This window comes from Microbacterium sp. PA5 (genome assembly GCF_049860775.1).
In the GTDB taxonomy this organism is placed as follows: Bacteria; Actinomycetota; Actinomycetes; order Actinomycetales; family Microbacteriaceae; genus Microbacterium.
The window spans coordinates 780,248-799,545 of record NZ_CP187567.1 but is presented as its reverse complement, the minus strand read 5'-3'; the positions used below and the strand labels follow the sequence as shown (position 1 = coordinate 799,545).

At 71.1% G+C, this 19,298-nt stretch carries 13 protein-coding genes; 6 read left to right on the top strand and 7 right to left on the bottom strand.

The window, feature by feature from the left end:
- Positions 1-2,076, top strand: a complete 2,076-nt coding sequence (locus tag ACPWUT_RS03630; protein ID WP_425840725.1) for an acyltransferase family protein — start codon at positions 1-3, stop codon at positions 2,074-2,076.
- Here the strand turns inward: ACPWUT_RS03630 and glf are convergent.
- Positions 2,067-3,227, bottom strand: a complete 1,161-nt coding sequence (gene glf / locus ACPWUT_RS03625; RefSeq protein ID WP_425840722.1) for a UDP-galactopyranose mutase — start codon at positions 3,225-3,227, stop codon at positions 2,067-2,069. The two genes, ACPWUT_RS03630 and glf, sit on opposite strands and share 10 nt — an antisense overlap.
- A gap of 180 nt (positions 3,228-3,407) precedes the next feature.
- Between glf and ACPWUT_RS03620 the strand changes: the two genes are divergently transcribed.
- Both ACPWUT_RS03620 and ACPWUT_RS03615 read left to right on the top strand, forming a co-directional pair.
- Positions 3,408-4,454 carry an LCP family protein gene (locus tag ACPWUT_RS03620; RefSeq protein WP_425840719.1) on the top strand — a complete coding sequence of 349 codons (1,047 nt, stop codon included), beginning with the start codon at positions 3,408-3,410 and terminating at the stop codon, positions 4,452-4,454.
- Positions 4,455-4,484: 30 nt separating this feature from the next.
- Positions 4,485-5,885, top strand: a complete 1,401-nt coding sequence (locus ACPWUT_RS03615; RefSeq protein ID WP_425840716.1) for an SDR family NAD(P)-dependent oxidoreductase — start codon at positions 4,485-4,487, stop codon at positions 5,883-5,885.
- Between the two features lie 6 nt (positions 5,886-5,891).
- On the opposite strand, the gene ACPWUT_RS03610 is transcribed toward ACPWUT_RS03615, so the two are convergent.
- Genes ACPWUT_RS03610 through ACPWUT_RS03585 form a run of 6 tightly spaced genes read right to left on the bottom strand, consistent with a single transcriptional unit; the run spans position 5,892 to position 15,987 of the window.
- Positions 5,892-6,605 carry an IspD/TarI family cytidylyltransferase gene (locus ACPWUT_RS03610; protein WP_284529782.1) on the bottom strand — a complete coding sequence of 238 codons (714 nt, stop codon included), beginning with the start codon at positions 6,603-6,605 and terminating at the stop codon, positions 5,892-5,894.
- Positions 6,602-8,401: a CDP-glycerol glycerophosphotransferase family protein gene (locus ACPWUT_RS03605; RefSeq protein WP_284529780.1), complete on the bottom strand. Its 1,800-nt coding sequence runs from the start codon at positions 8,399-8,401 to the stop codon at positions 6,602-6,604. The genes ACPWUT_RS03610 and ACPWUT_RS03605 overlap by 4 nt, the downstream gene beginning before the upstream one ends.
- The gene (locus ACPWUT_RS03600; RefSeq protein ID WP_425840711.1) at positions 8,398-9,510 is read right to left on the bottom strand and encodes an NAD-dependent epimerase/dehydratase family protein; all 1,113 of its coding nucleotides are present in this window, start codon (positions 9,508-9,510) and stop codon (positions 8,398-8,400) included. Before ACPWUT_RS03600 ends, ACPWUT_RS03605 begins: the two co-directional genes overlap by 4 nt.
- Positions 9,511-9,542: 32 nt before the next feature.
- A complete protein-coding gene (locus ACPWUT_RS03595) occupies positions 9,543-12,743 on the bottom strand; it encodes a glycosyltransferase (RefSeq protein ID WP_425840708.1) in 3,201 nt (1,066 codons plus the stop codon).
- Between the two features lie 38 nt (positions 12,744-12,781).
- Positions 12,782-14,044, bottom strand: a complete 1,263-nt coding sequence (locus ACPWUT_RS03590; protein ID WP_284529775.1) for a polysaccharide pyruvyl transferase family protein — start codon at positions 14,042-14,044, stop codon at positions 12,782-12,784.
- On the bottom strand, positions 14,041-15,987 hold the full coding sequence (locus ACPWUT_RS03585) for a glycosyltransferase (RefSeq protein ID WP_425840705.1): 1,947 nt from the start codon (positions 15,985-15,987) through the stop codon (positions 14,041-14,043). The genes ACPWUT_RS03590 and ACPWUT_RS03585 overlap by 4 nt, the downstream gene beginning before the upstream one ends.
- Before the next feature lie 43 nt (positions 15,988-16,030).
- On the opposite strand from ACPWUT_RS03585, the gene rfbA reads away from it, so the two are divergent.
- Genes rfbA through ACPWUT_RS03570 form a run of 3 tightly spaced genes read left to right on the top strand, consistent with a single transcriptional unit; the run spans position 16,031 to position 19,298 of the window.
- Complete coding sequence (gene rfbA, locus ACPWUT_RS03580) at positions 16,031-16,900, top strand: glucose-1-phosphate thymidylyltransferase RfbA (RefSeq protein WP_284529770.1); 870 nt, start codon at positions 16,031-16,033, stop codon at positions 16,898-16,900.
- Positions 16,900-17,898, top strand: coding sequence for a dTDP-glucose 4,6-dehydratase (gene rfbB, locus ACPWUT_RS03575; RefSeq protein ID WP_425840702.1), 999 nt, complete (start codon positions 16,900-16,902; stop codon positions 17,896-17,898). Before rfbA ends, rfbB begins: the two co-directional genes overlap by 1 nt.
- A 2-nt stretch (positions 17,899-17,900) precedes the next feature.
- Entirely contained in the window at positions 17,901-19,298 is a 1,398-nt protein-coding gene (locus ACPWUT_RS03570; protein WP_284529768.1) for a sugar nucleotide-binding protein, read from the top strand.

The window sequence follows — 19,298 nt, the reverse complement described above, 5'->3', positions numbered from 1 at the left end:
GTGGGAAGCACCGAGCGCGCCTTCCGCGCCGACATCCAGGGCCTGCGCGCCCTGGCCGTCGGACTGGTGGTGGTGTTCCATCTGTGGCCGGGCGCCCTTCCGGGCGGCTACGTGGGCGTCGACGTCTTCTTCGTCATCTCGGGGTTCCTCATCACGGGGCACCTCGTGGGCGAGCTCGAACGGACCGGCACCGTGTCGCTCACGCGCTTCTGGGCGCGGCGGATCCGCCGGCTCCTCCCTGCGGCCTTCCTCGTCCTGGCCGCCAGTGCGGTGCTCGCGTTCGCGGTGCTCCCCCGCACCCTCCTCCCCCAGAACCTCGGGGAGATCGGCGCCGCGGCGGCGTACGTGCTCAACTGGAGGCTGGCCGCCGACGCAGTCGACTACCTCGCGGCCGAGAACTCGGCCTCGCTGGTGCAGCACTACTGGTCGCTGTCGGTGGAGGAGCAGTTCTATCTCGTGTGGCCGCTGCTCGTCCTCGCCGCAGCGTGGCTGGCCGCGCGCTCGGCGCGCACGTCCCGCACCCGGGCGGTGACGCTGCTGATGACCGCGGTGGCGGTCGCCTCCCTCGCGACCTCCGTGGCGATGACGGCTGCAAGCCCGGCGCTCGCCTACTTCGTCACTCCGACGCGCGCGTGGGAGTTCGCCGTCGGCGGCCTCGTGGCGCTGCTCCCGCCCGCGGCCGCCCGGGCGGGGACCCCGACGGTGCGCCGGCTCGCCGCGTGGGCCGCCGTCGGCGCGATCGCCGGATCGGCCGTCCTCTTCGATGCCGCCACGCCCTTCCCCGGGTGGGCGGCGGCCGTCCCGGTGGCCGGCGCGGCCCTGCTCCTCGCGCTCGGGGACGACGACCATCCGTGGGCGCCGCAGGCCGCCGCCCGCCTCGGTCCGGTCCAGTACGTCGGCGACACGAGCTACGCGATCTACCTGTGGCACTGGCCGCTCATCGTGGCCGCGCCGTTCGTGCTCGGCCACGGCGTCGGTCCGCTGAGCGGCGCGGCGCTGCTGGGGCTCACGATCGCGCTGGCTGCCGCGACCAAGGCGCTCGTGGAGGATCCGGTGCGCCGGGCCTCGGGCCTCCTGCGCCGCCGCACCCCGGCATACGCGTTCATGGCGGCGGGGATCGCGGTCTTCGTCGCCGTCGCCCCGGCCCAGGCGGCGGTGCAGCAGACGCAGACGGCCGCGCTGTCGGCGCGGATCGACGCGCTGGTGGACGACGCCGACAGCTGCTTCGGCGCCGCCGCGGTCATCCGGGACTGCGCCGATCCGTATGCGGTCACCGACACCGTCGACCCGGTCGTCGCCGCGGGCGATCAGTGGGACTACGCCGCCGCGCCGGCCGGGTACGACTGCACCGAGGAGCAGTACCTCGCGACGCCGCCGCGGGTCGGGATCCGCTGCCGCATCGAGGCACCCGGTCCCCGCATCGCGCTGGTGGGCGACTCGCACGCCTTCCACCTCTGGGACGCGTTCGTCGAGAGCGCGAGGCGCGAGGGGTGGGACGTCACCATGTACGTGCAGTCCAGCTGCTCGGGGTTCGAGAACGCCGCGACCTCCGCGCGCACGAGATCCGTCGACGCGAAGCGCGTCATGAGCACGTGCCCGGACTGGGCCGCGGGCGTCTGGGCCGAGCTCGAGCGCACCCGGCCCGACCTCGTCCTGTTCAGCAGCCGCGCCGCCGGGCGCAACATCCGTGTGGCGGACGTCCTCGGCGTGCTCGGCCCGCTGCAGGACCGGCTGCCCCGCCTCGCCGTCGTCGACGACACCCCGGGCATGCCGCCGGGGACACGCGGTCCGGCCTGCGTGGAGGCGTCCGGCGCCCGCGTCGACCCGTGCGCGAGCGACAAGCCCGACCGCTCCGACCCCGTCAACGCCGCGGCGCGCGCCCTGCGGCTTCCGATCATCACCTTCGACGAGATCCTGTGCCGCGGCGGCGAGCGCTGCCACGCGGTCATCGGAGGCACCGTCGTCTACGCGGACCGCCTGCACCTCACGCGCACCTTCGCTCGGACGCTCGCCCCGTATCTGGCGGCGCGCGTCGACGGGATCCTCGCTGACCCCGGCCGTGACGCTCAGCCCTGAGCGAGCTCCGCGTCGGTCGCCAGGACGTTGCGCCACATCGACAGTGCGGCGCCGATCGCCATGTGCATGTCGAGGTACTGGTAGGTCCCCAGACGCCCGCCGAAGTGGACGTCCGCCTCGCCCTTCGCGAGCTCACGGTACGCCAGCAGCCGCTCGCGGTCGGCGGGGGTGTTCACGGGGTAGTAGGGCTCGTCGTCGCCGTCCGCGAAGCGCGAGAACTCCCGCATGATCACGGTGCGGTCGGGGGCGTGGCGGTCCGCCCGCTCCGGGTGGAAGTGGCGGAACTCATGGATGCGGGTGTACGGCACCTCGGCATCGGCGTAGTTCATGACGCTCGTGCCCTGGAAGTCGCCGACCGGGAGCACCTCCTGCGCGAAGTCGAGCGTCCGCCACGAGAGGGTGCCCTCGGCGTGATCGAAGTAGCGATCTACGGGGCCGGTGTAGACGACGGGAAGCTGCCCGACGACGGCGCGCTTGTGCAGCGGCTGCGCCTCGTCGAAGAAGTCGGTGTCCAGTCGCACCTCGATGTTCGGGTGGTCGGCCATGCGCTCCAGCCACGCGGTGTAGCCGTCGACCGGGAGTCCTTCCCAGGTGTCGCTGAAGTAGCGGTTGTCGTACGTGTAGCGCACGGGGAGGCGGCTGATGATCTCGGCGGGGAGCTCGGTGGGATCGGTCTGCCACTGCTTCGCGGTGTAGTCGCGGATGAAGGCCTCGTAGAGCGGCCGGCCGATGAGACCGATCGCGCGCTCCTCGAGGTTGCGGGCGGCCTGGGGGTCGAACTCGCCGGCGAGCTCCTGGATGAGCGCGCGGGCCTCGGAGGGCGAGTGCGCCGCGTGGAAGAACTGATTGATCGTGCCGAGGTTGATCGGCAGCGGGTACACGACGCCGCGGTGGGTCGTGTAGACGCGGTGCACGTAGTCGGTGAACGCCGTGAAGCGGTTCACGTACTCCCACACGGTCGGGTTCGAGGTGTGGAACAGGTGCGCGCCGTAGCGGTGGACCTCGATCCCGGTCTGCGGCTCGACCTCGCTATAGGCGTTCCCGCCGAGGTGCGAGCGACGGTCGATGACCGTCACGCGGCGCCCGGCTGCGGCCGCCCGCTCCGCGATCGTGAGGCCGAAGAAGCCGGAGCCGACGACGAGGAGATCCATACCGAGGTGCCCTTTTCCGCGCGCGACCGACCGCCGGACGCTGATGACGCTACGTAGGGATCCTACGGAAGCGGTGCGGGCCCGACCCGCCGTCGGCGGCCGCGTTCACCGCGCGTTGTCGAGGTGTTCACCCGGCACGGCTCCGGGGAGGGACTCAGGCCCGCCTGCCAGGATGGCGGGATGACCGACGACCCCCGGATCCCGAAGAACGGCATGCCCACCGCCGTCCTCCCCGTCGCCGACAGCGGCCCCGCAGCCGCCCCGACGCAGCCGCGCCGCACGCGCGACCGGGTCAAGATCGCCTTCTTCACGGTCCTCACGGTCTTCGTCGTCGCCCTCCTCGTGGTGGGCGTCTTCGCCTGGAACCTGTGGTCGTCCTTCGACCAGGCCGACAGGCTGGAGGACGCCTTCCCCGACGGCGATCGGCCCGCCGCCGTCGAGGGCGCGCAGACGGTGCTGCTGCTGGGATCGGACTCGCGCGGCACCGACGAGGGCGCCGACCTCACGGGGCGGTCCGACACGATCATGGTCGTCCACATCCCCGCCGATCAGGCGACCGTCACGGTCATGTCGATCATGCGCGACAACTGGGTGGACATCCCCGGCCACGGCGAGGGGAAGATCAACGCGGCGATGGCTCTCGGCGGCGTGCCCCTGGTCGTGCAGACGGTGGAGCAGTTCATCGACACGCGGATCGATCATGTCGCCATCGTCGACTTCGAGAGCTTCTCGGCGATCTCGGACGCCCTGGGCGGCGTCACGGTGCAGAACCCGTCCGCCTTCACCGCCGTCTCGGGCGAGCACTTCGACGAAGGGGAGATCACGCTCGCCGGCGGCGACGCCCTCGCCTTCGTGCGCGAGCGCAAGGCGTTCGCGACCGGCGACTACCGCCGGGCAGCCAACCAGCAGCGCTTCCTGAAGGGGATGCTGTCGGGCATCCTGAGCCCGGACACGCTCGTGAACCCCTTCCGGGTGAGCGAGCTCGTGTCGGCGGTCTCGCCGCACCTGACCGTCGATGCCGGTGTCGATCCCTGGTACCTGCTGTCCACCATCTGGGGCGCGCGGGACATCCGCTCGGGCGATGTCCACTTCTTCACCTCGCCGACGCTGGGCACCGGCTGGCGCGGCGGGCAGTCCGTGGTGCTGCCAGACCCGGACGAGATGGAGGTCGTCCGGCAGGCGATCGAGGACGGCACGCTGTCCGCGTACGAACCTCCGGAGCTCTAGCCCGAGCGGGGCGCACCGTAGGATTGGGTCGTGAGCACTCCCCGCACCGTCGCCGTCGTGCTGGCCGGAGGCATCGGCGTCCGCGTCGGCCTGGGCATCCCGAAGCAGCTCATCAAGATCGCCGGCAAGGCGATCGTGGAGCACACGCTCGAGGCCCTCGACGCGAGCCCTCACATCGACGAGATCATCATCATGATGAACGCCGCGGCGATCGGAGAGCTCGACCACCTGCTCGACAACGACCGCTTCGCCAAGCTCACCCGCATCCTCCCCGGCGGCGAGACCCGCAACGACACCACGCAGCTGGCCATCGCGGCGATCGACGGAGACGACACGAAGGTCCTCTTCCACGATGCGGTGCGTCCGTTCATCGACGACCGGATCATCGAGGACTGCGTGCGCGCGCTCGACGAGTACGACGCGGTGGACACGGCGATCCCCTCGGCCGACACGATCATCCAGGTCGACGGGAACCGGCTCATCACGGGGATCCCCGACCGCTCGATGCTGCGCCGCGGTCAGACGCCGCAGGCCTTCCGGCTGGCGACCATCCGCCGCGCCTACGAGATCGCGGCGGACGATCCGGGCTTCAAGGCCACCGACGACTGCGGCGTCGTCTTCACCTACCTCCCCGAGGTCCCGATCTACGTCGTCGACGGTACGGCCGAGAACATGAAGGTGACCGAGCCGATCGACGTGCACATCGCCGACAAGCTGTTCCAGCTGCAGTCGGCGAGCCTGTCGCTGGAGAGCACCACAGCCGTCCCCGACCTGTCCGGCAAGAGCGTCGTCGTCTTCGGCGGCAGCTACGGCATCGGCGAGAGCATCGTCGACCAGGCGCGCCAGGCCGGGGCGATCGTCTCGGAGTTCAGCCGGTCCACGACCGGCACGGACATCAAATCCGCCAAGGCGGTCCGCCGCGCGCTGGCGGACGTGCACGAGAACGTCGGGCGGATCGACGTCGTCATCGTCACCGCCGGGGTGCTGCGGATCGCCCCGTTGGTCGAGAGCCCCAAGCGGGACCTGAAGGACACGATCGAGGTGAACCTCATCGCGCCGGCGCTCGTCGCGCGCGAGGCCCACCCCTACCTCGCCGAGACGGCCGGGCAGGTTCTGCTGTTCACCTCGAGCTCCTACACGCGCGGGCGCGCCGGCTACAGCGCCTACTCGGCGACGAAGGCCGGCATCGTGAACCTCACGCAGGCCCTCGCCGAGGAGTGGGAGCCGTCGCGGGTGCGTATCAACTGCATCAACCCGCAGCGCACGAACACCCCCATGCGCACCCAGGCCTTCGGCGAGGAGCCGCTGGACTCGCTCCTCGACCCCGCCGACGTCGCGCGCGTCACCCTCAACGTCGCGGCGTCGGAGCTGACCGGCCAGATCGTGACCGTGCAGGTCGCCGCGATGCGCGGGGCCGGGAACCGGGCCTGAGCCCGCTCAGCCGCCGATCTGGTTGCGCTCGAGCACGTCGAAGAACGCGCGGCAGATGTAGTAGTCCTCCGCCGTGGTGATCTTGATGTTCGAACGGGGGCCGTCGACGCGGTAGAGCGTGTGCCCGTAGCGGCGCAGCAGGCTGCAGGTGTCGATGGAGTCGTTCTCGCCGTCGGCGACCGCCCGGTCGTACACGTCGAGCGCGACGTCGAGGCGCGCGCTCTGGGGCGCCTGCGCGACGAACAGCAGATCGCGCGGGATGACCTCGTCGACCACGCCGTCAGCGGAGGAGATGATCGTCTCGTTGAACTTGGTGCTGGTGATCGCCGGACCCTTCGCGCGCACCGTGGCGATGTTCTCGGAGATGACGTCGGCATTGATCAGGGGGCGCACGCCGTCGTGGAGCAGGACGACCGCGTCGCCGGGAGCGTCGTTCGCGACGGCGCGCAGCGCCTTGTGCCGCGACTCCTGGCCGGTCGCTCCCCCGTCGACGATCAGGTTGACCTTCGTGAGCTCGTACCGGGCCACGAGCCGGGCGAACCTCTCGCGCCACTCGGGCAGGATCGACACGGCGATGCGGTCGATCTCCGGGTGGTCCTGGAAGTGCTGGATCGTGTGCACGATCAGCGGCGTCCCGTGGATCTCCAGGAACTGCTTCGGCAGCGTGGCCGAGGTCATCCGCGACCCGATCCCGCCCGCGAAGATAACGGCGATGTTCATGCAATCTCCTCCTCAGAGATCTCGGCCTCGGCGGAGTCCTCCGCCTCGTCCCTGACCTCGCCGTGCGCTTCGGCGGCGACGCGACGGCCGCTGTCCTCGGCGGGAGTGGCCAGGATCAGCCAGTCGATGACGCGGTCCGCCGCGCCGGTGTCGATCCGGTCGAAGTTCTCGGCCCGGAACCGCGCGACCTTCTCCTGCTCGAACTCCCCCGTCGTGATCGCGTCGATGACCTCGTCGAACGTCGTCGCCACGCGCCCGGGAGCGGTCTCGTCGTAGTCGCGGTGGAATCCGCGCGTCGCCGCGTAGTTGACCCGATCCGGGGCGAAGAAGAGCATCGGCCGGTCGAGCAGGGAGAACTCGTAGATGATCGACGAGTAGTCGGTGATGAGCACGTCGGTGACGTGCAGCAGGTTCAGTCCGTCCGCGAACGTCGTGAAGTCGAAGAACCGGTCGCGATACTGCTCGGGGATGTCGATCGGCGTATGGACGAAGTGGTGCATGCGGAACAGGACCACCGTGTCCTCACCGCACGCCTCGTAGAGCCGCGCGAAGTCGATCTGGTCGTAGTCGTAGAACGCGGTGTAGATCGAGCGACCGCGGAAGGTCGGTGCGAAGAGGATGATGCGCTTGCCGGCGAGCTCGGGGTGCTCGGCGTAGAAGCGCGCCGTGAACTCGGCGGTGCGCTTCTCGTCGAGGAACCAGTCCACCCGCGGCAGACCCGTGGGGATGACGGCGCTCTCCTCGATCCCGAACGCCTCGGCGTACACGTGGCGCAGGTGCTCCGACCCGGTGATCGCGTACGTGTACTGGCGGTGCGGGTGCCAGAGCTTCGGCGAGCCGGGGTTGCCGAAACGGCTGTAGCCGACCGACTTGAACCCGCTGCCGGCATGCCAGAGCTGGATGACCTTCGTGCGCGGGTCCATCTTCACGCTCTTCAGGATGCCGAAGTAGTCGTCGAGGAGGACGACCTCGCTCGTGGCGAGCAGATAGATGATCCGGATCGTCGTGCGCCAGCCGCCGGTGCGGGGAAGGCGGAAGGAGAACTTCATCTCGAGCCGGTCGCCGTAGCCCCGCTCCAGGAGGCGCTCGTGGACGCGGAGCAGGTTGCCGTCGAGCTTCAGCCGCTGATCGGACGCGAACAGGATCCGCCCCGGCTTCACACCGACCCAGCGGTTCACGAGCTGGTAGATGATCCCGGCGTACGCCTGCTTGCGGGTATCGCTGAACAGGGCCTTGCGCAGGCGCTTGATCGGGCGGAACCGCAGCTTCCGCCGTTTCGGCGCCGGCTTCTCGCGCGCCAGCTGATAGGTGCGCATGAGGAAGTCGAGTCGGTCCAGGTCGTCGACGTTCTCGGCGATCCCGAACGACACCGTCAGCACCTGCCGGTTGCTGTCGTAGAGGAACACCCGCGAGGCGTCGTCGAGGTCGCCCAGTCGCTCGCCGTCGAACTCCGCCGGGGCCGACAGCTGCTCGCCCGACCGCGCGCGGACCCGCCACGTGCCGTTGGGGATGCCGCGGCGGTCCTCGAAGGTCGTGATGTTGACGCGGATGTCGAAGCCGCCGTCGGAGCGGCGCGTGGCCGGCACCTCGAACTCTCGTCTGCCGTCGACGAACGAGAAGGACAGGTCGGCGGGAAGGAGGGAGCCCGGTCCGGGCGAGGCCTGGAGGTGGAGGGTCACGAAGACGCGCTCCCAGGTGACGCTCAGGACGGTCAGGTCGACCGGGAGGGGAGGCAGGACCTCGGCCTCTCCGAGATCGCCGTCGTGCAGGAGCTGCGGGTCGGTCGGCGTGCTCACGCGCGGCGCTCCTCGTGCCACGCGATCGTGCGATCGATGCCGGAGCGGAGCCCCACGTGAGGAGCCCAGCCGAGGGCGCGCAGCCGCGCGTCGTCGAGCCCCTGGCCCTTGACCGGGTTGTACTGCGAGACGTCGACGTCGTCGCGGAAGCGCACCCGGAGCCCGCTCTGCGGTCGCGCCGCCGTGAAGGCCTCGGCGAGGTCGCGGATGCTGATGAAGCCGTCGCGGTCCGAGATGTTGTAGGCGGTGTTCTCCCCGACCAGGAGCGCCGTGAACATGCCGGCGATCGCATCGCCGAGGTAGGTGTACGTGCGCCGTGCACTGCCGTCGCTGTTCAGCGTGATGTCGCGACCGGCGATGACATCCGCCGTGAAGTCGGCCTGCACGCGGCCGTCGTCGAGCGCCATGCCGGGTCCGTAGATGTGCCCGAAGCGGGCGATCGTGATCGGCACGCCGTACTGGGCGTGATAGCTGACGGCGATCGTCTCCGCGGCGCGCTTTCCTTCGGTGTAGCACGCGCGGGGGTTGAGGATGTCGACCGCGCCGTAGTCGCTCTCGGACACCAGCGACCCGTCGTCCGCGCGCTGTCCGTACACCTCGGCGGACGACATGAGGACGAACCGCGCTCCCGTGCGCACGCAGAGGTCGAGCAGTCCGAAAGCGCCCTGGACGTTGGCGCGGATCGTGTCGACGGGGCTCCCCGCGTGCAGCGCCGGCCGCGCCGGAGACGCTCCGTGGATCACGAGGTCGACGGGCTCGGAGACCGGGATCTCCTCCTGGACGTCGCCTTCCACGAGACGGAAGTCGTCCCGGCCCCGCAGCGCCGCGAAGACCGTCTCGGCCTTGGCGAGGTTGCGCACGAGTCCGAGGACGGTGATCCCCGCGCCGTGCGCCTCGTTGAGTGCGAGCAGCGTGTAGACCGCGTAGGCGGGGATCATGCCCGCGGCGCCCGAGACGAGCACCGTCTTGCCGGCGAGCTGGTCCCAGGGCAGCGCGGCCCCGAGGATCTCGCCCAGGTCCCGGTCGACGACCGCGCTACCGGTGACCGCGACGGTCGGAGCGGCTTCTTCGGGCTGGTGTCCGGCATCGCCGTGGGTCTGTGCGGGCATTCCAGCGATTCTACGCGACCCGTCCGGGGCGTTCATGGGCGGGCTCCCAGCATCCGGCGCAGTCGCCGCGCGATCCGCCGGAGGAGGGTCGGTCCGGGCGGTGCCGCGCCCGCGATGGCCGCCGGGTGCCGGTAGTACTTCCGGTAGCTCTCGTACGTGCGACGGAACTTGCTGCGCAGTTTGTCCCGGTACTGTCCCGGCGTCGTGCCCGCGAAGCGCGGAAGCTCGTCGCGCAGCGCCGCCGACGAGACGGGCACCCGTTCGCTGTCCGGAGCGACGACCGACTTCATGGCCGAGAAGAGGCTGTCGTAGACGCTCCGGACATAGTCCTCGTCCTTCGTGACGCCCTCCGACATCGCCTTCTCGAGCGCGGCCACGGCGCGGGCGGCCGACCAGTGCGCGGGCTCCAGCGAGCGGTCGGGGAGGCCGATCGACGAGTAGAACGCCCGCACCTTGGGGTTCCAGGAGAGGCCGACGGAGGGGATGCCGAACGCGTACGCGGCGATGCTGGCGTGGAGGCGGAAGGCGATCACGCCGTCGCAGGCGCGGATCTCGGCGAGGAGCTCTTCCGGCGAGTTCACCGCGAACGCCACCTTCCCGGTGGGGATCCCCTCGGCGCGGACGAGCCCGTCGAGGAACGCCTCGTCGGAGAAGTGCCCCGTCGTGAACAGCCGGTAGTCCTCGCCGCGCGCCTCGACCTCGGCGATGACGTCCATCCAGAATCGGCGCTGCTCCGCCTCGGAGAAGCGCACCCCGTTGTCGGCGAACAGACCGGTCCGGGTGACCACGAGACCGATCCTCCGCGGTGCGCCCTCGGCGCGGCGCGGCGCGGGAAGCCCGGCGAACACCGCGTCGGCGAGGACGACGGGGTCCGCGACCCGCGCGATGGGGATGTGCGTCCCCGCGACCAGCCGGCGGAGGGAGTCGAGGTCGTCGCGTGTGGTGATCTGACGCACGTCGGCCGCGGCGACCGCCTCCTGCAGCGCGCGCGCCCGCGGGTGGGCGGGGTCGAAGCCCTCGATGCCGATGCTCGAGAAGATCACCGGCACGTCGAGCTCGCGGGCGACCGCCAGCGCTCCCGCGGTCCGCGCGGAGAACTCCTGGTAGGCGTAGTTGAACAGCGGCGCTCCCCCGAAGACGACGACGTCCGCCGCCCCGATCGCCCTTCGCGCCTCGGCGAGCAGCGTGGGGTCGCCCGTCTCCGCATACCGCTTGGGGATCATGCCGGCCGCGCGACTCGTGATCGTGTAGTCGCCGGCCGCGACCCCGAGGTCCGCCAGCACCTTGCGCAGCAGCGAGAGCGCGGACTCCTCGATGAGCTGATCGCCGACGTTGTCGGAGTCGCGATTGGTGATGAGGAGGACTCGGGTGCGCGGGCGTTCACCGTCGCCGCCGAGCGGCGTCACCGACGCGGCCCCGTCGGCGGCGGTCTCCACGGCCCACCCGGACGGCCGTCCCGGCGCACGATCGCCGATGCGCACGATCATGCGGGGCTCCGGCCAGGCGAACCGCACGCTCGCGCGCCCGTCCTCGACCCGCAGGGTCGCGGGGACATCGGCGTACGCCGGCCCACGGGTCGTCATCGCGCTCACGCCGAGCGTCGTCGCCACCTGCCCGGAGCCGTCGTGCTCGCCCGCGAGCGCGATCTCGTAGCGCCCCGGTGCCACCCGGCGCGCGGACTCCGGCCGGAGCCGCCGCAGCGCCTCCACCTGGCCGTCGGGGATGAGCGTGGCGGCGCCCCCGTCGTTGGGGTACACGAGATGCAGCCGCCCGCGACGGACGGTGACCGTGGCGGGAAGGGTGCTGCGCAGGGCGCGATGGTTGAGGGAGCCGCCCAGCCGGCAGCGCAGCAGCACGTCCTGGTACACGGGGTCCAGTCCGTTCCCCAGCGCGGCCGTCTCGGGATCGATGCGGCCGGTGAGGGTCGCCGTGACGCGCACGCCGCCGTCGGCGGCCGCCTCTGCCGACACCGTGTGATCGGTGGGCGTCAGCCACACCATCCGCGACGGGCGCGACCGCACCGACAGGTCGAGCTCCGCGGCCGCGATCTCGGCGGTGACGTCGCGGGATCCGCCCGGGAGCCCGTCCAGCGCCCGCGCCACCCCGTCCGGCACGCGCTTGAGGACGCGGTCCCCGACCTGCTCGAGCGCCAGCGGACCGCCGTCCGGCGCGGTCCATTCCATGGTCGCCTCGATGTGCAGCACGCCGTCGCGCCACGCGATGGAGGTCGCCTGGCCCTCGCCGATGATGTCGCGGTCGGTCACGGTGAGCTGCTCGAGCGCCGCCCGGTCCCCCGCGGCGAGGAGCTCGGCGCGCAGCCGCCGTGACACGCTCAGCTGGCCGTCGAGGCGTCGGAGGCCGTAGTCCTCCTGGATCGCGCGCACCTGGTCGAACAGGAAGGCGCGGTCCGCTTCGGGACGGCCGGCGTACAGGTGGTCGAAGACGCCCAGGATGCGGATCGTGTACTGATGGAGCATCAGCTGGTCGAGCTGCTCGCGCAGCGCCGGCTCGGACAGCTGCTCGACGGTCCAGTCGAGGAGGCGGCGGAAGCACGTCCAGTAGTGCTCCGAGGCGCGGACGAAGAGGGTGGAGCCGCTGCCCTCGGTGCGCACCCAGTGGTAGAACGGCACGCTGGCCAGCGTCGCGATCACCCGTGCATGGCGCGCCACCTCGACGTTGAAGAACTGGTCCTCCCACAGCACGACCCGGCCCTCCGGGAATCGGATGCCGTGCGCGAGCAGGAACTCCCGCCGGTACAGCTTGTGGGGGTTCAGGGGCACCAGGGGGTGCAGGTCGGTGTGCCCGAGCACCTGGGGTGAATCGGCGGGATAGGTGTCCAGGGCCCAGTGCGCCGTCTGCGTGTAGGCCTCCTTGCCGTTGAGCACGTCGGCCCCGCTCGCGGCGGCCAGCTCGTATCCGGCCCGCAGCGCGTCCGGCGAGAGCTCGTCGTCGTGATCCATGAACAGGACGTACTCGCCCGAGGCGGTCTCGATGCCGACGTTGCGGGGCCGCGAGGGCCACCCGGAGTTCTCGATCCGCAGGGCGCGCACGTTGGGGCGGGCGCGGGCGATCTCCTGGAGCGTGTCGAAGGTGTCGTCGGTCGAGCCGTCGTCGACGAACACCACCTCGTATCGCGACGGCGGCAGGGTCTGCGCGTCGATCGAGTCGACGAGCCGCGCAAGACCGTCCTTGGACGTGTTGTAGGTGGGGACGATCACGGAGACGCTCGGCACGCCTCAACTCTAGGCGGCGGCGGCGGCGCCGCCGAGGGTCACCGCCGGACGCGCCGCTGCAGAGCCCGCCGCAGGCGTGCGGCCGTCGACCGGCGTCCCGCCGCGCCCTTCGCGTCGGCCGTGTGCACCGGCGGCGCCAAGGCGACCCCGGCCAGCTCGCGATCGAACCGCGGTGCCGGGTCGGCGAGGGTGTGGGCGAGTCCGTGCCGCTCGAGGAAGCGGCGGAACAGCTCCGCGTTGGCGGGATGGCGCGCCGCGAAGGCCCCGAAGTCGACCGCGTCGTACCAGCGCTCCACGTCGACACGGCGGAGGCCGGCCTTGCGCACCACCGGGATCGCGTGGAACTCCGCGAGCTCGCGCGTCCGCGAGTCGTGGGCGATCAGGATGGCGGGAACGCCGGCGAGCACGCCCGCGATCGTCCCGTGGATGCGCGTGCCGACCACGAGGTCGCGGCTGCGGAGGGTGTCGATCCAGGTCGTCGCGTCCACGAAGAAGCGCATCCGGTCGGTGCGGTACAGCTCGTGGTCGGCGCTCTCGGGGAGCCTGCGGTCGGCCGCGTGCGCGGTCGGCTCTCGCCACAGCATCAGCGCGAGCGCCTCCACCGTCTGCGGGACGACATAGCTGTCGGGGAACGCCGTGGTGACCGCCTGCACGAAGGTGCCCGCGTCGCGGAGGTAGGGCGAGTAGGTGACGGCGAGCCGGGATCGGGAGGTCAGCGGACCGACCGCACCGAGGGCCGGCGCCGGACCGAAGCCGTACAGCGACGGGCAGCCGATCACCTCGACCGAGTCGTCGGCGAATCCGAGGTCGCGCAGGAACGCGTGGGTCGTCTCGCCGCGCACGCCGATCGACGGCGACCGGTCGAGGACGGCGGCGACGAACGCGCGCACGGAGTCGCGCAGCTCCGACGGCGCCTCCTCGACGGCGGCGTTCAGGCCGAACTGGGCACCGACGCCGAGCACGGTCACGGGGATCTCCAGCCGCCTGACGACCTCGGTCAGGCGGTCGAGGTTCGGAAGGAAGCTGCGGCGGAAGGCGTTGGCGAGGGGGATGACGACGCGGTCGTACTCCGCGTTCAGGCGCGCCGCGACACGGGCGGGGTCCTCGCGCTCCATGGCGTAGGCGTCCGCCTCGAGCACCACGTCCCGCGTGAGCAGCGTCCGCCACGCGGCGGTATAGAAGAGCATGTTGCCCGCGTTGGTGCCGAACACGCCGTTGCGACGGATCGAGAGGGAGCGCTCCGCGGACAGCGGGGTCAGCGGATCCTTGCCGGCGCGCACCAGGATGCGGGACGCCGTCATCGGCGCAGTCCCAGCCGGCGCAGCAGCCCGCCGGCCCTGGCGCGCAGGCGTCGCACCAGGGCGCCCACCGTCGGCGCCGGACGCTTCACGCGCTTCGGCGGCTTGGGCCGAGGGGGCTCGGCTCCCGGAGTCAGGGCGACGCCCTCGCGGGTGCGCACGACGTTCCACCACAGCGGCGCGCCCGGCGTGCGGTCGCCGACCCGCAGCCGCAGGCGCTTCGACCCCTGCGGCACACGGAGGGTGGCGACCCCGGCGCTCACCGCGAGCACCGCCGGCACGGTCGTCACCGCGCGCCGCGGACCGTACACCCCCACGGAGGTCGCGACATCGCCGTCGCCGTCGTGCACTCCGGACAGCCGGATCCGCACCTCGCCGTCGGCGCCCGCCTCGGCCGAGACGGGTGTGAGACGACGGACCGCCTCGACCTGCCCGCCGGGGATCAGCGTCGCGCTGCCGCCGTCGTTGGGGTAGATGAGGTGCGCGGCGCCGCCGGTCACGGTCACCGAAGCCGGGATCTCGGTGCGGACCCCGCGCTGCGTCGTGCCGTTGCCGAGCTTGGCCCGCAGGTTGAGGTCCCAGTGCGTGGCGGGGGTCAAGGCGGCGCCCAGCGCGGCGACGGCGGGATCGAGCTCGGCCACGAGTCGTGCGGACAGCCCCACCGCATCGCCCGGTCCGTCGACGATCTCGACGCGGGTCTCGGACGGGACGGGCCACGCGATGCGCGAGCGGCGCGAGTGGACGGCCAGGCTCGCCGTCGCCTTCGCGAGGTCGTCGGTGACGTCCAGCGCGGCCTCGGTGACCGCGGCGCGCACCTCGTCGGACACGACCTTGTGGATGCGGCCGTCGCGGCGCTCGAGCGCCGGACGACGCCCCTGCGAGTCCGACCACTCGATGTCGACGGCGACGCGGAGTCGCCCGTCCTCCCACCGCAGCTCGCGTGCGCGTCCCCACCCGGGCACCGACGCGTCGGTGCGGCACACCTCCTCGAGGAGTGTCCGGTCGCCGGCCTGCAGCAGCTCCGACCGCAGGCGGCGGGAGGGTCCCACGCGATCGTCGAACTGCGTCATGCCGTGCGCGGCCTGCAGCCGCCGGCAGTGCTCGAAGATGAACTCGCGGTTGCGCTCGGAGCGCGAGACGTACTTGAGGTCGAACGCCCCGAGCACGCGGTAGGAGTACTGATGCATCAGCAGCTGCTCCCGCTGGAGCCGGTTCTCGTCGCCGGCGAGCTGCTCCTCGATGTACTCGTAGACCTGCTCGAGCCAGTACCAGTAGTCGTCGCGGGTCTTCACGAACGTCGTCGATCCGCTCCCCTCCGTGGTGACCCAGTGGTAGTACGGCACCGTTGAGAGGGTCGAGATCACCTGGGCGTGCCGCGCCACCTGCACGTTGAAGAAGATGTCCTCCCACATCACCTTGCGGCCCTCGGGGAAGCGGATGCCGTGTGCCAGGAGGAAGTCGCGACGGTACAGCTTGTGGGGGTTCATCGGCAGCAGCGGATGCCGATCGGGATTGCCGATCGACTGCGGCTCGTCGGCCGTGTACACGGCGATCGCCCAGCCGGGCACGCTCGTGCGCGCCTCCTTGCCGTTGACGACGTCGGAGCGGTGGGCCACGGCGAACGCGTGGGCGGCGCGGAGCGCGTCGGGGTAGAGCTCGTCGTCGTGATCCATGAACGCGATGTACTCGCCGCGGGCGAGGTCGACGCCGACGTTGCGGGGCTTGGACGGCCAGCCGGAGTTCTCGATGCGCTCGACGCGCACGTTGGGCCGGGTCTCCTGGATCTCCCGCAGCCGCGCCGGAGTGTCGTCGGGCGAGCCGTCGTCGACGAAGACGACCTCGAACTCCTCGGCCGGCATCGTCTGGCGATCGAGCGAGGCCACGAGCCGCTTCAGTCCCTCGGGGGGCGTCTGGTAGGTCGGGACGACGACGGAGACCTTGAGCACCCATCAACTCTAGGCCGGAGCGTCCATGTGGGAGGATGAACCGATGAAAGGGATCATCCTCGCCGGTGGTTCGGGCACGCGATTGCACCCGATCACCCTGGGCGTCTCCAAGCAGCTCATTCCGGTGTACGACAAGCCGATGGTCTACTACCCGCTCTCGACCCTCATGCTCGCCGGGATCCGCGACATCCTGGTGATCACGACCCCGCACGACGCCGCGTTCTTCGAGAAGCTCCTGGGCGACGGCTCGCAGTTCGGCATCTCGCTGACCTTCGCGCAGCAGCCCTCGCCCGACGGCCTCGCGCAGGCCTTCACGATCGGCGCCGACTTCATCGGCGACGACAAGGTGGCCCTCGTCCTCGGCGACAACCTCCTCTACGGTCCGAGCCTCGGCCGCCAGCTCAAGCGCTACGCGGACCTCGACGGCGGCGCCGTGTTCGCGTACTGGGTGGCGGAGCCCTCTGCCTACGGGGTCGTGGAGTTCGACGCCGAGGGACGGGCCGTCTCGCTCGAGGAGAAGCCCGCCGTCCCCAAGAGCAACTACGCGGTCCCCGGCCTGTACTTCTACGACAACGACGTCGTGGAGATCGCGCGAGGACTGACGCCGTCACCGCGCGGCGAGTACGAGATCACCGATGTGAACAAGGCCTACCTCGACCGCGGCGCGCTGCAGGTCGAGATCCTCCCCCGCGGCACGGCCTGGCTCGACACCGGCACGTTCGATCAGATGACCGACGCGGCCGAGTACGTCCGGACCATGCAGCGCCGCACCGGGATGTCGATCGGCGTCCCCGAGGAGGTCGCCTGGCGGCAGGGCTTCCTCAGCGACGCCGAGCTGCGGGAGCGGGCCACGCCGCTCGTGAAGAGCGGCTACGGCGCATACCTCCTCGAATGTCTGGAAAGGGGTCGCTGATGTCGCGACTGCTCGTCACCGGCGGAGCCGGCTTCATCGGATCGAACTTCGTGCACCACGTCGTGGCGCACACCGACCACCACGTGACGGTGCTCGACAAGCTCACCTACGCGGGAAACCGCGCCTCCCTCGCGGGCCTGCCCGACGACCGCGTCGAGCTCGTGCAGGGGGACATCGCCGATGCGCCGCTCGTCGACGAGCTGTTCGGCAAGGCGGACGCCGTGGTCCATTACGCCGCCGAGTCGCACAACGACAACTCGCTGCACGATCCGCGTCCCTTCGTCGACACCAACATCATCGGCACCTACACGCTGCTGGAGGCCGCGCGCCGCCACGGCACGCGCTTGCACCACATCTCCACCGACGAGGTCTACGGCGACCTGGAGCTCGACGACCCGGCACGCTTCACCGAGTCGACTCCCTACAACCCGTCCTCTCCGTACTCCTCGACCAAAGCGGGATCGGACCTCCTGGTGCGCGCCTGGGTGCGCTCCTTCGGCGTGCAGGCCACGATCAGCAACTGCTCGAACAACTACGGGCCCTACCAGCACGTCGAGAAGTTCATCCCGCGACAGATCACGAACGTGATCCGCGGCATCCGGCCCAAGCTCTACGGCACGGGCGAAAACGTGCGCGACTGGATCCACGCCGACGACCACTCGTCGGCGGTGCTCACGATCCTCGACACCGGGGTCATCGGCGAGACCTACCTGATCGGCGCCGACGGCGAGAAGGACAACCGCCAGGTCGTCGAGCTCATCCTCACTCTCATGGGGCAGGATGCCGACGCCTACGACCTCGTCGCCGACCGGCCGGGCCATGACCTGCGCTACGCGATCGACTCCTCGAAGCTCCGCACGGAGCTCGGGTGGAAGCCGCAGTACGCCGACTTCGAGTCCGGACTGGCGGCGACGATCGACTGGTACCGGGCCCACGAGGACTGGTGGGCTCCGGCCAAGGACGGCGTCGAGGCGTTCTACGCGGCGAAGGGCCAGTAGCGGTGACGGAGTTCGGCAAGGAGCTCGGCCGACGGGAGACGCCGATCCCCGGCCTGGTCGTGTTCGACCTCCCGGTCCACGGTGACTCCCGGGGCTGGTTCAAGGAGAACTGGCAGCGCGAGAAGATGGTCGCCGCCGGACTCCCCGACTTCGGGCCGGTGCAGAACAACATCTCCTTCAACGACGCGGTCGGCACGACGCGCGGCATCCACGCCGAGCCCTGGGACAAGTGGGTCTCGGTGGCGACCGGCCGGATCTTCGGCGCCTGGGTCGACCTGCGCGAGGGTCCGAGCTTCGGCACGGTGTTCACGGCCGAGCTCGACCCGTCCACGGCGATCTTCGTCCCCCGGGGCGTCGGCAACTCGTATCAGACCCTCGAGCCCGACACGGCGTACGTGTACCTCGTCAACGACCACTGGTCCCCCGATGCCGAGTACTCCTTCCTGAACCTGGCCGACGAGACGGTCGCGATCCCCTGGCCGATCCCGCTCGCCGAGGTGGAGGTGTCCGCCAAGGACCTCGCCCATCCCCGGCTCGCCGACGTCGTGCCCGTCCCGCGGCGGAAGATCCTCGTCCTGGGGGCCGACGGACAGCTGGGACGCGCGCTGCGGGCCGAGTTCGCGGGCGAGTCGCACGTCGAGTTCGCGGGACGCGCCGACCTCGACCTCACCGCCCCCGGCATCGCGACGGCCCGCCGCTGGCGCGACTACGACGCGATCGTCAACGCGGCGGCGTTCACCGCCGTCGACGGGGCGGAGACCACGGAAGGGCGACCGCAGGCCTGGGCCGCCAACGCCCGGGCCGTCGCGACCCTCGCCGCGATCACCGCGTCCCACGGCATCACCCTCGTGCACGTCTCCAGCGACTACGTCTTCGACGGCACCGCCGACCGCCCCTACACCGAGGACGACCCGCTGTCCCCCCTGGGCGTGTACGGGCAGTCCAAGGCCGCCGGTGACCTCGCGGCGGCCACGACCCCCCGCCACTACATTTTGCGCACGTCGTGGGTGATCGGCGAGGGCGGGAACTTCGTCCGCACGATGGCGGGCCTCGCCGAGCGCGGGATCGACCCGCGCGTCGTCGGCGACCAGACCGGCCGCCTGACCTTCACGAGCGACATCGCCCGCGGCGTCCGCCATCTGCTCGACGACGCGCCGGCCTACGGCGTCTACAACCTGACCGGCGACGGGGCGCCGACCTCGTGGGCGCAGATCGCCCGCGACGTGTTCGCGCTCACCGGCCACGACCCGGCGCGGGTCACCGAGGTCACGACCGAGGAGTACTTCGCCTCGGCGACCTCACCGATCGCGCCGCGGCCGCGCAACAGCGTGCTCGACCTGTCGAAGCTCGCGGCGACGGGCTTCCGCCCGGCCGCGACGCTCGAGGACTACCTGCGCTGA

Bases quoted from the DNA above. Each gene is read 5' to 3' on its own strand.
- glf (WP_425840722.1), bottom strand. From the start codon at position 3,227: ATGGATCTCCTCGTCGTCGGCTCCGGCTTCTTCGGCCTCACGATCGCG.
- ACPWUT_RS03620 (WP_425840719.1), top strand. From the start codon at position 3,408: ATGACCGACGACCCCCGGATCCCGAAGAACGGCATGCCCACCGCCGTC.
- ACPWUT_RS03610 (WP_284529782.1), bottom strand. From the start codon at position 6,605: ATGAACATCGCCGTTATCTTCGCGGGCGGGATCGGGTCGCGGATGACC.
- ACPWUT_RS03600 (WP_425840711.1), bottom strand. From the start codon at position 9,510: ATGCCCGCACAGACCCACGGCGATGCCGGACACCAGCCCGAAGAAGCC.
- ACPWUT_RS03590 (WP_284529775.1), bottom strand. From the start codon at position 14,044: ATGACGGCGTCCCGCATCCTGGTGCGCGCCGGCAAGGATCCGCTGACC.
- rfbA (WP_284529770.1), top strand. From the start codon at position 16,031: ATGAAAGGGATCATCCTCGCCGGTGGTTCGGGCACGCGATTGCACCCG.
- rfbB (WP_425840702.1), top strand. From the start codon at position 16,900: ATGTCGCGACTGCTCGTCACCGGCGGAGCCGGCTTCATCGGATCGAAC.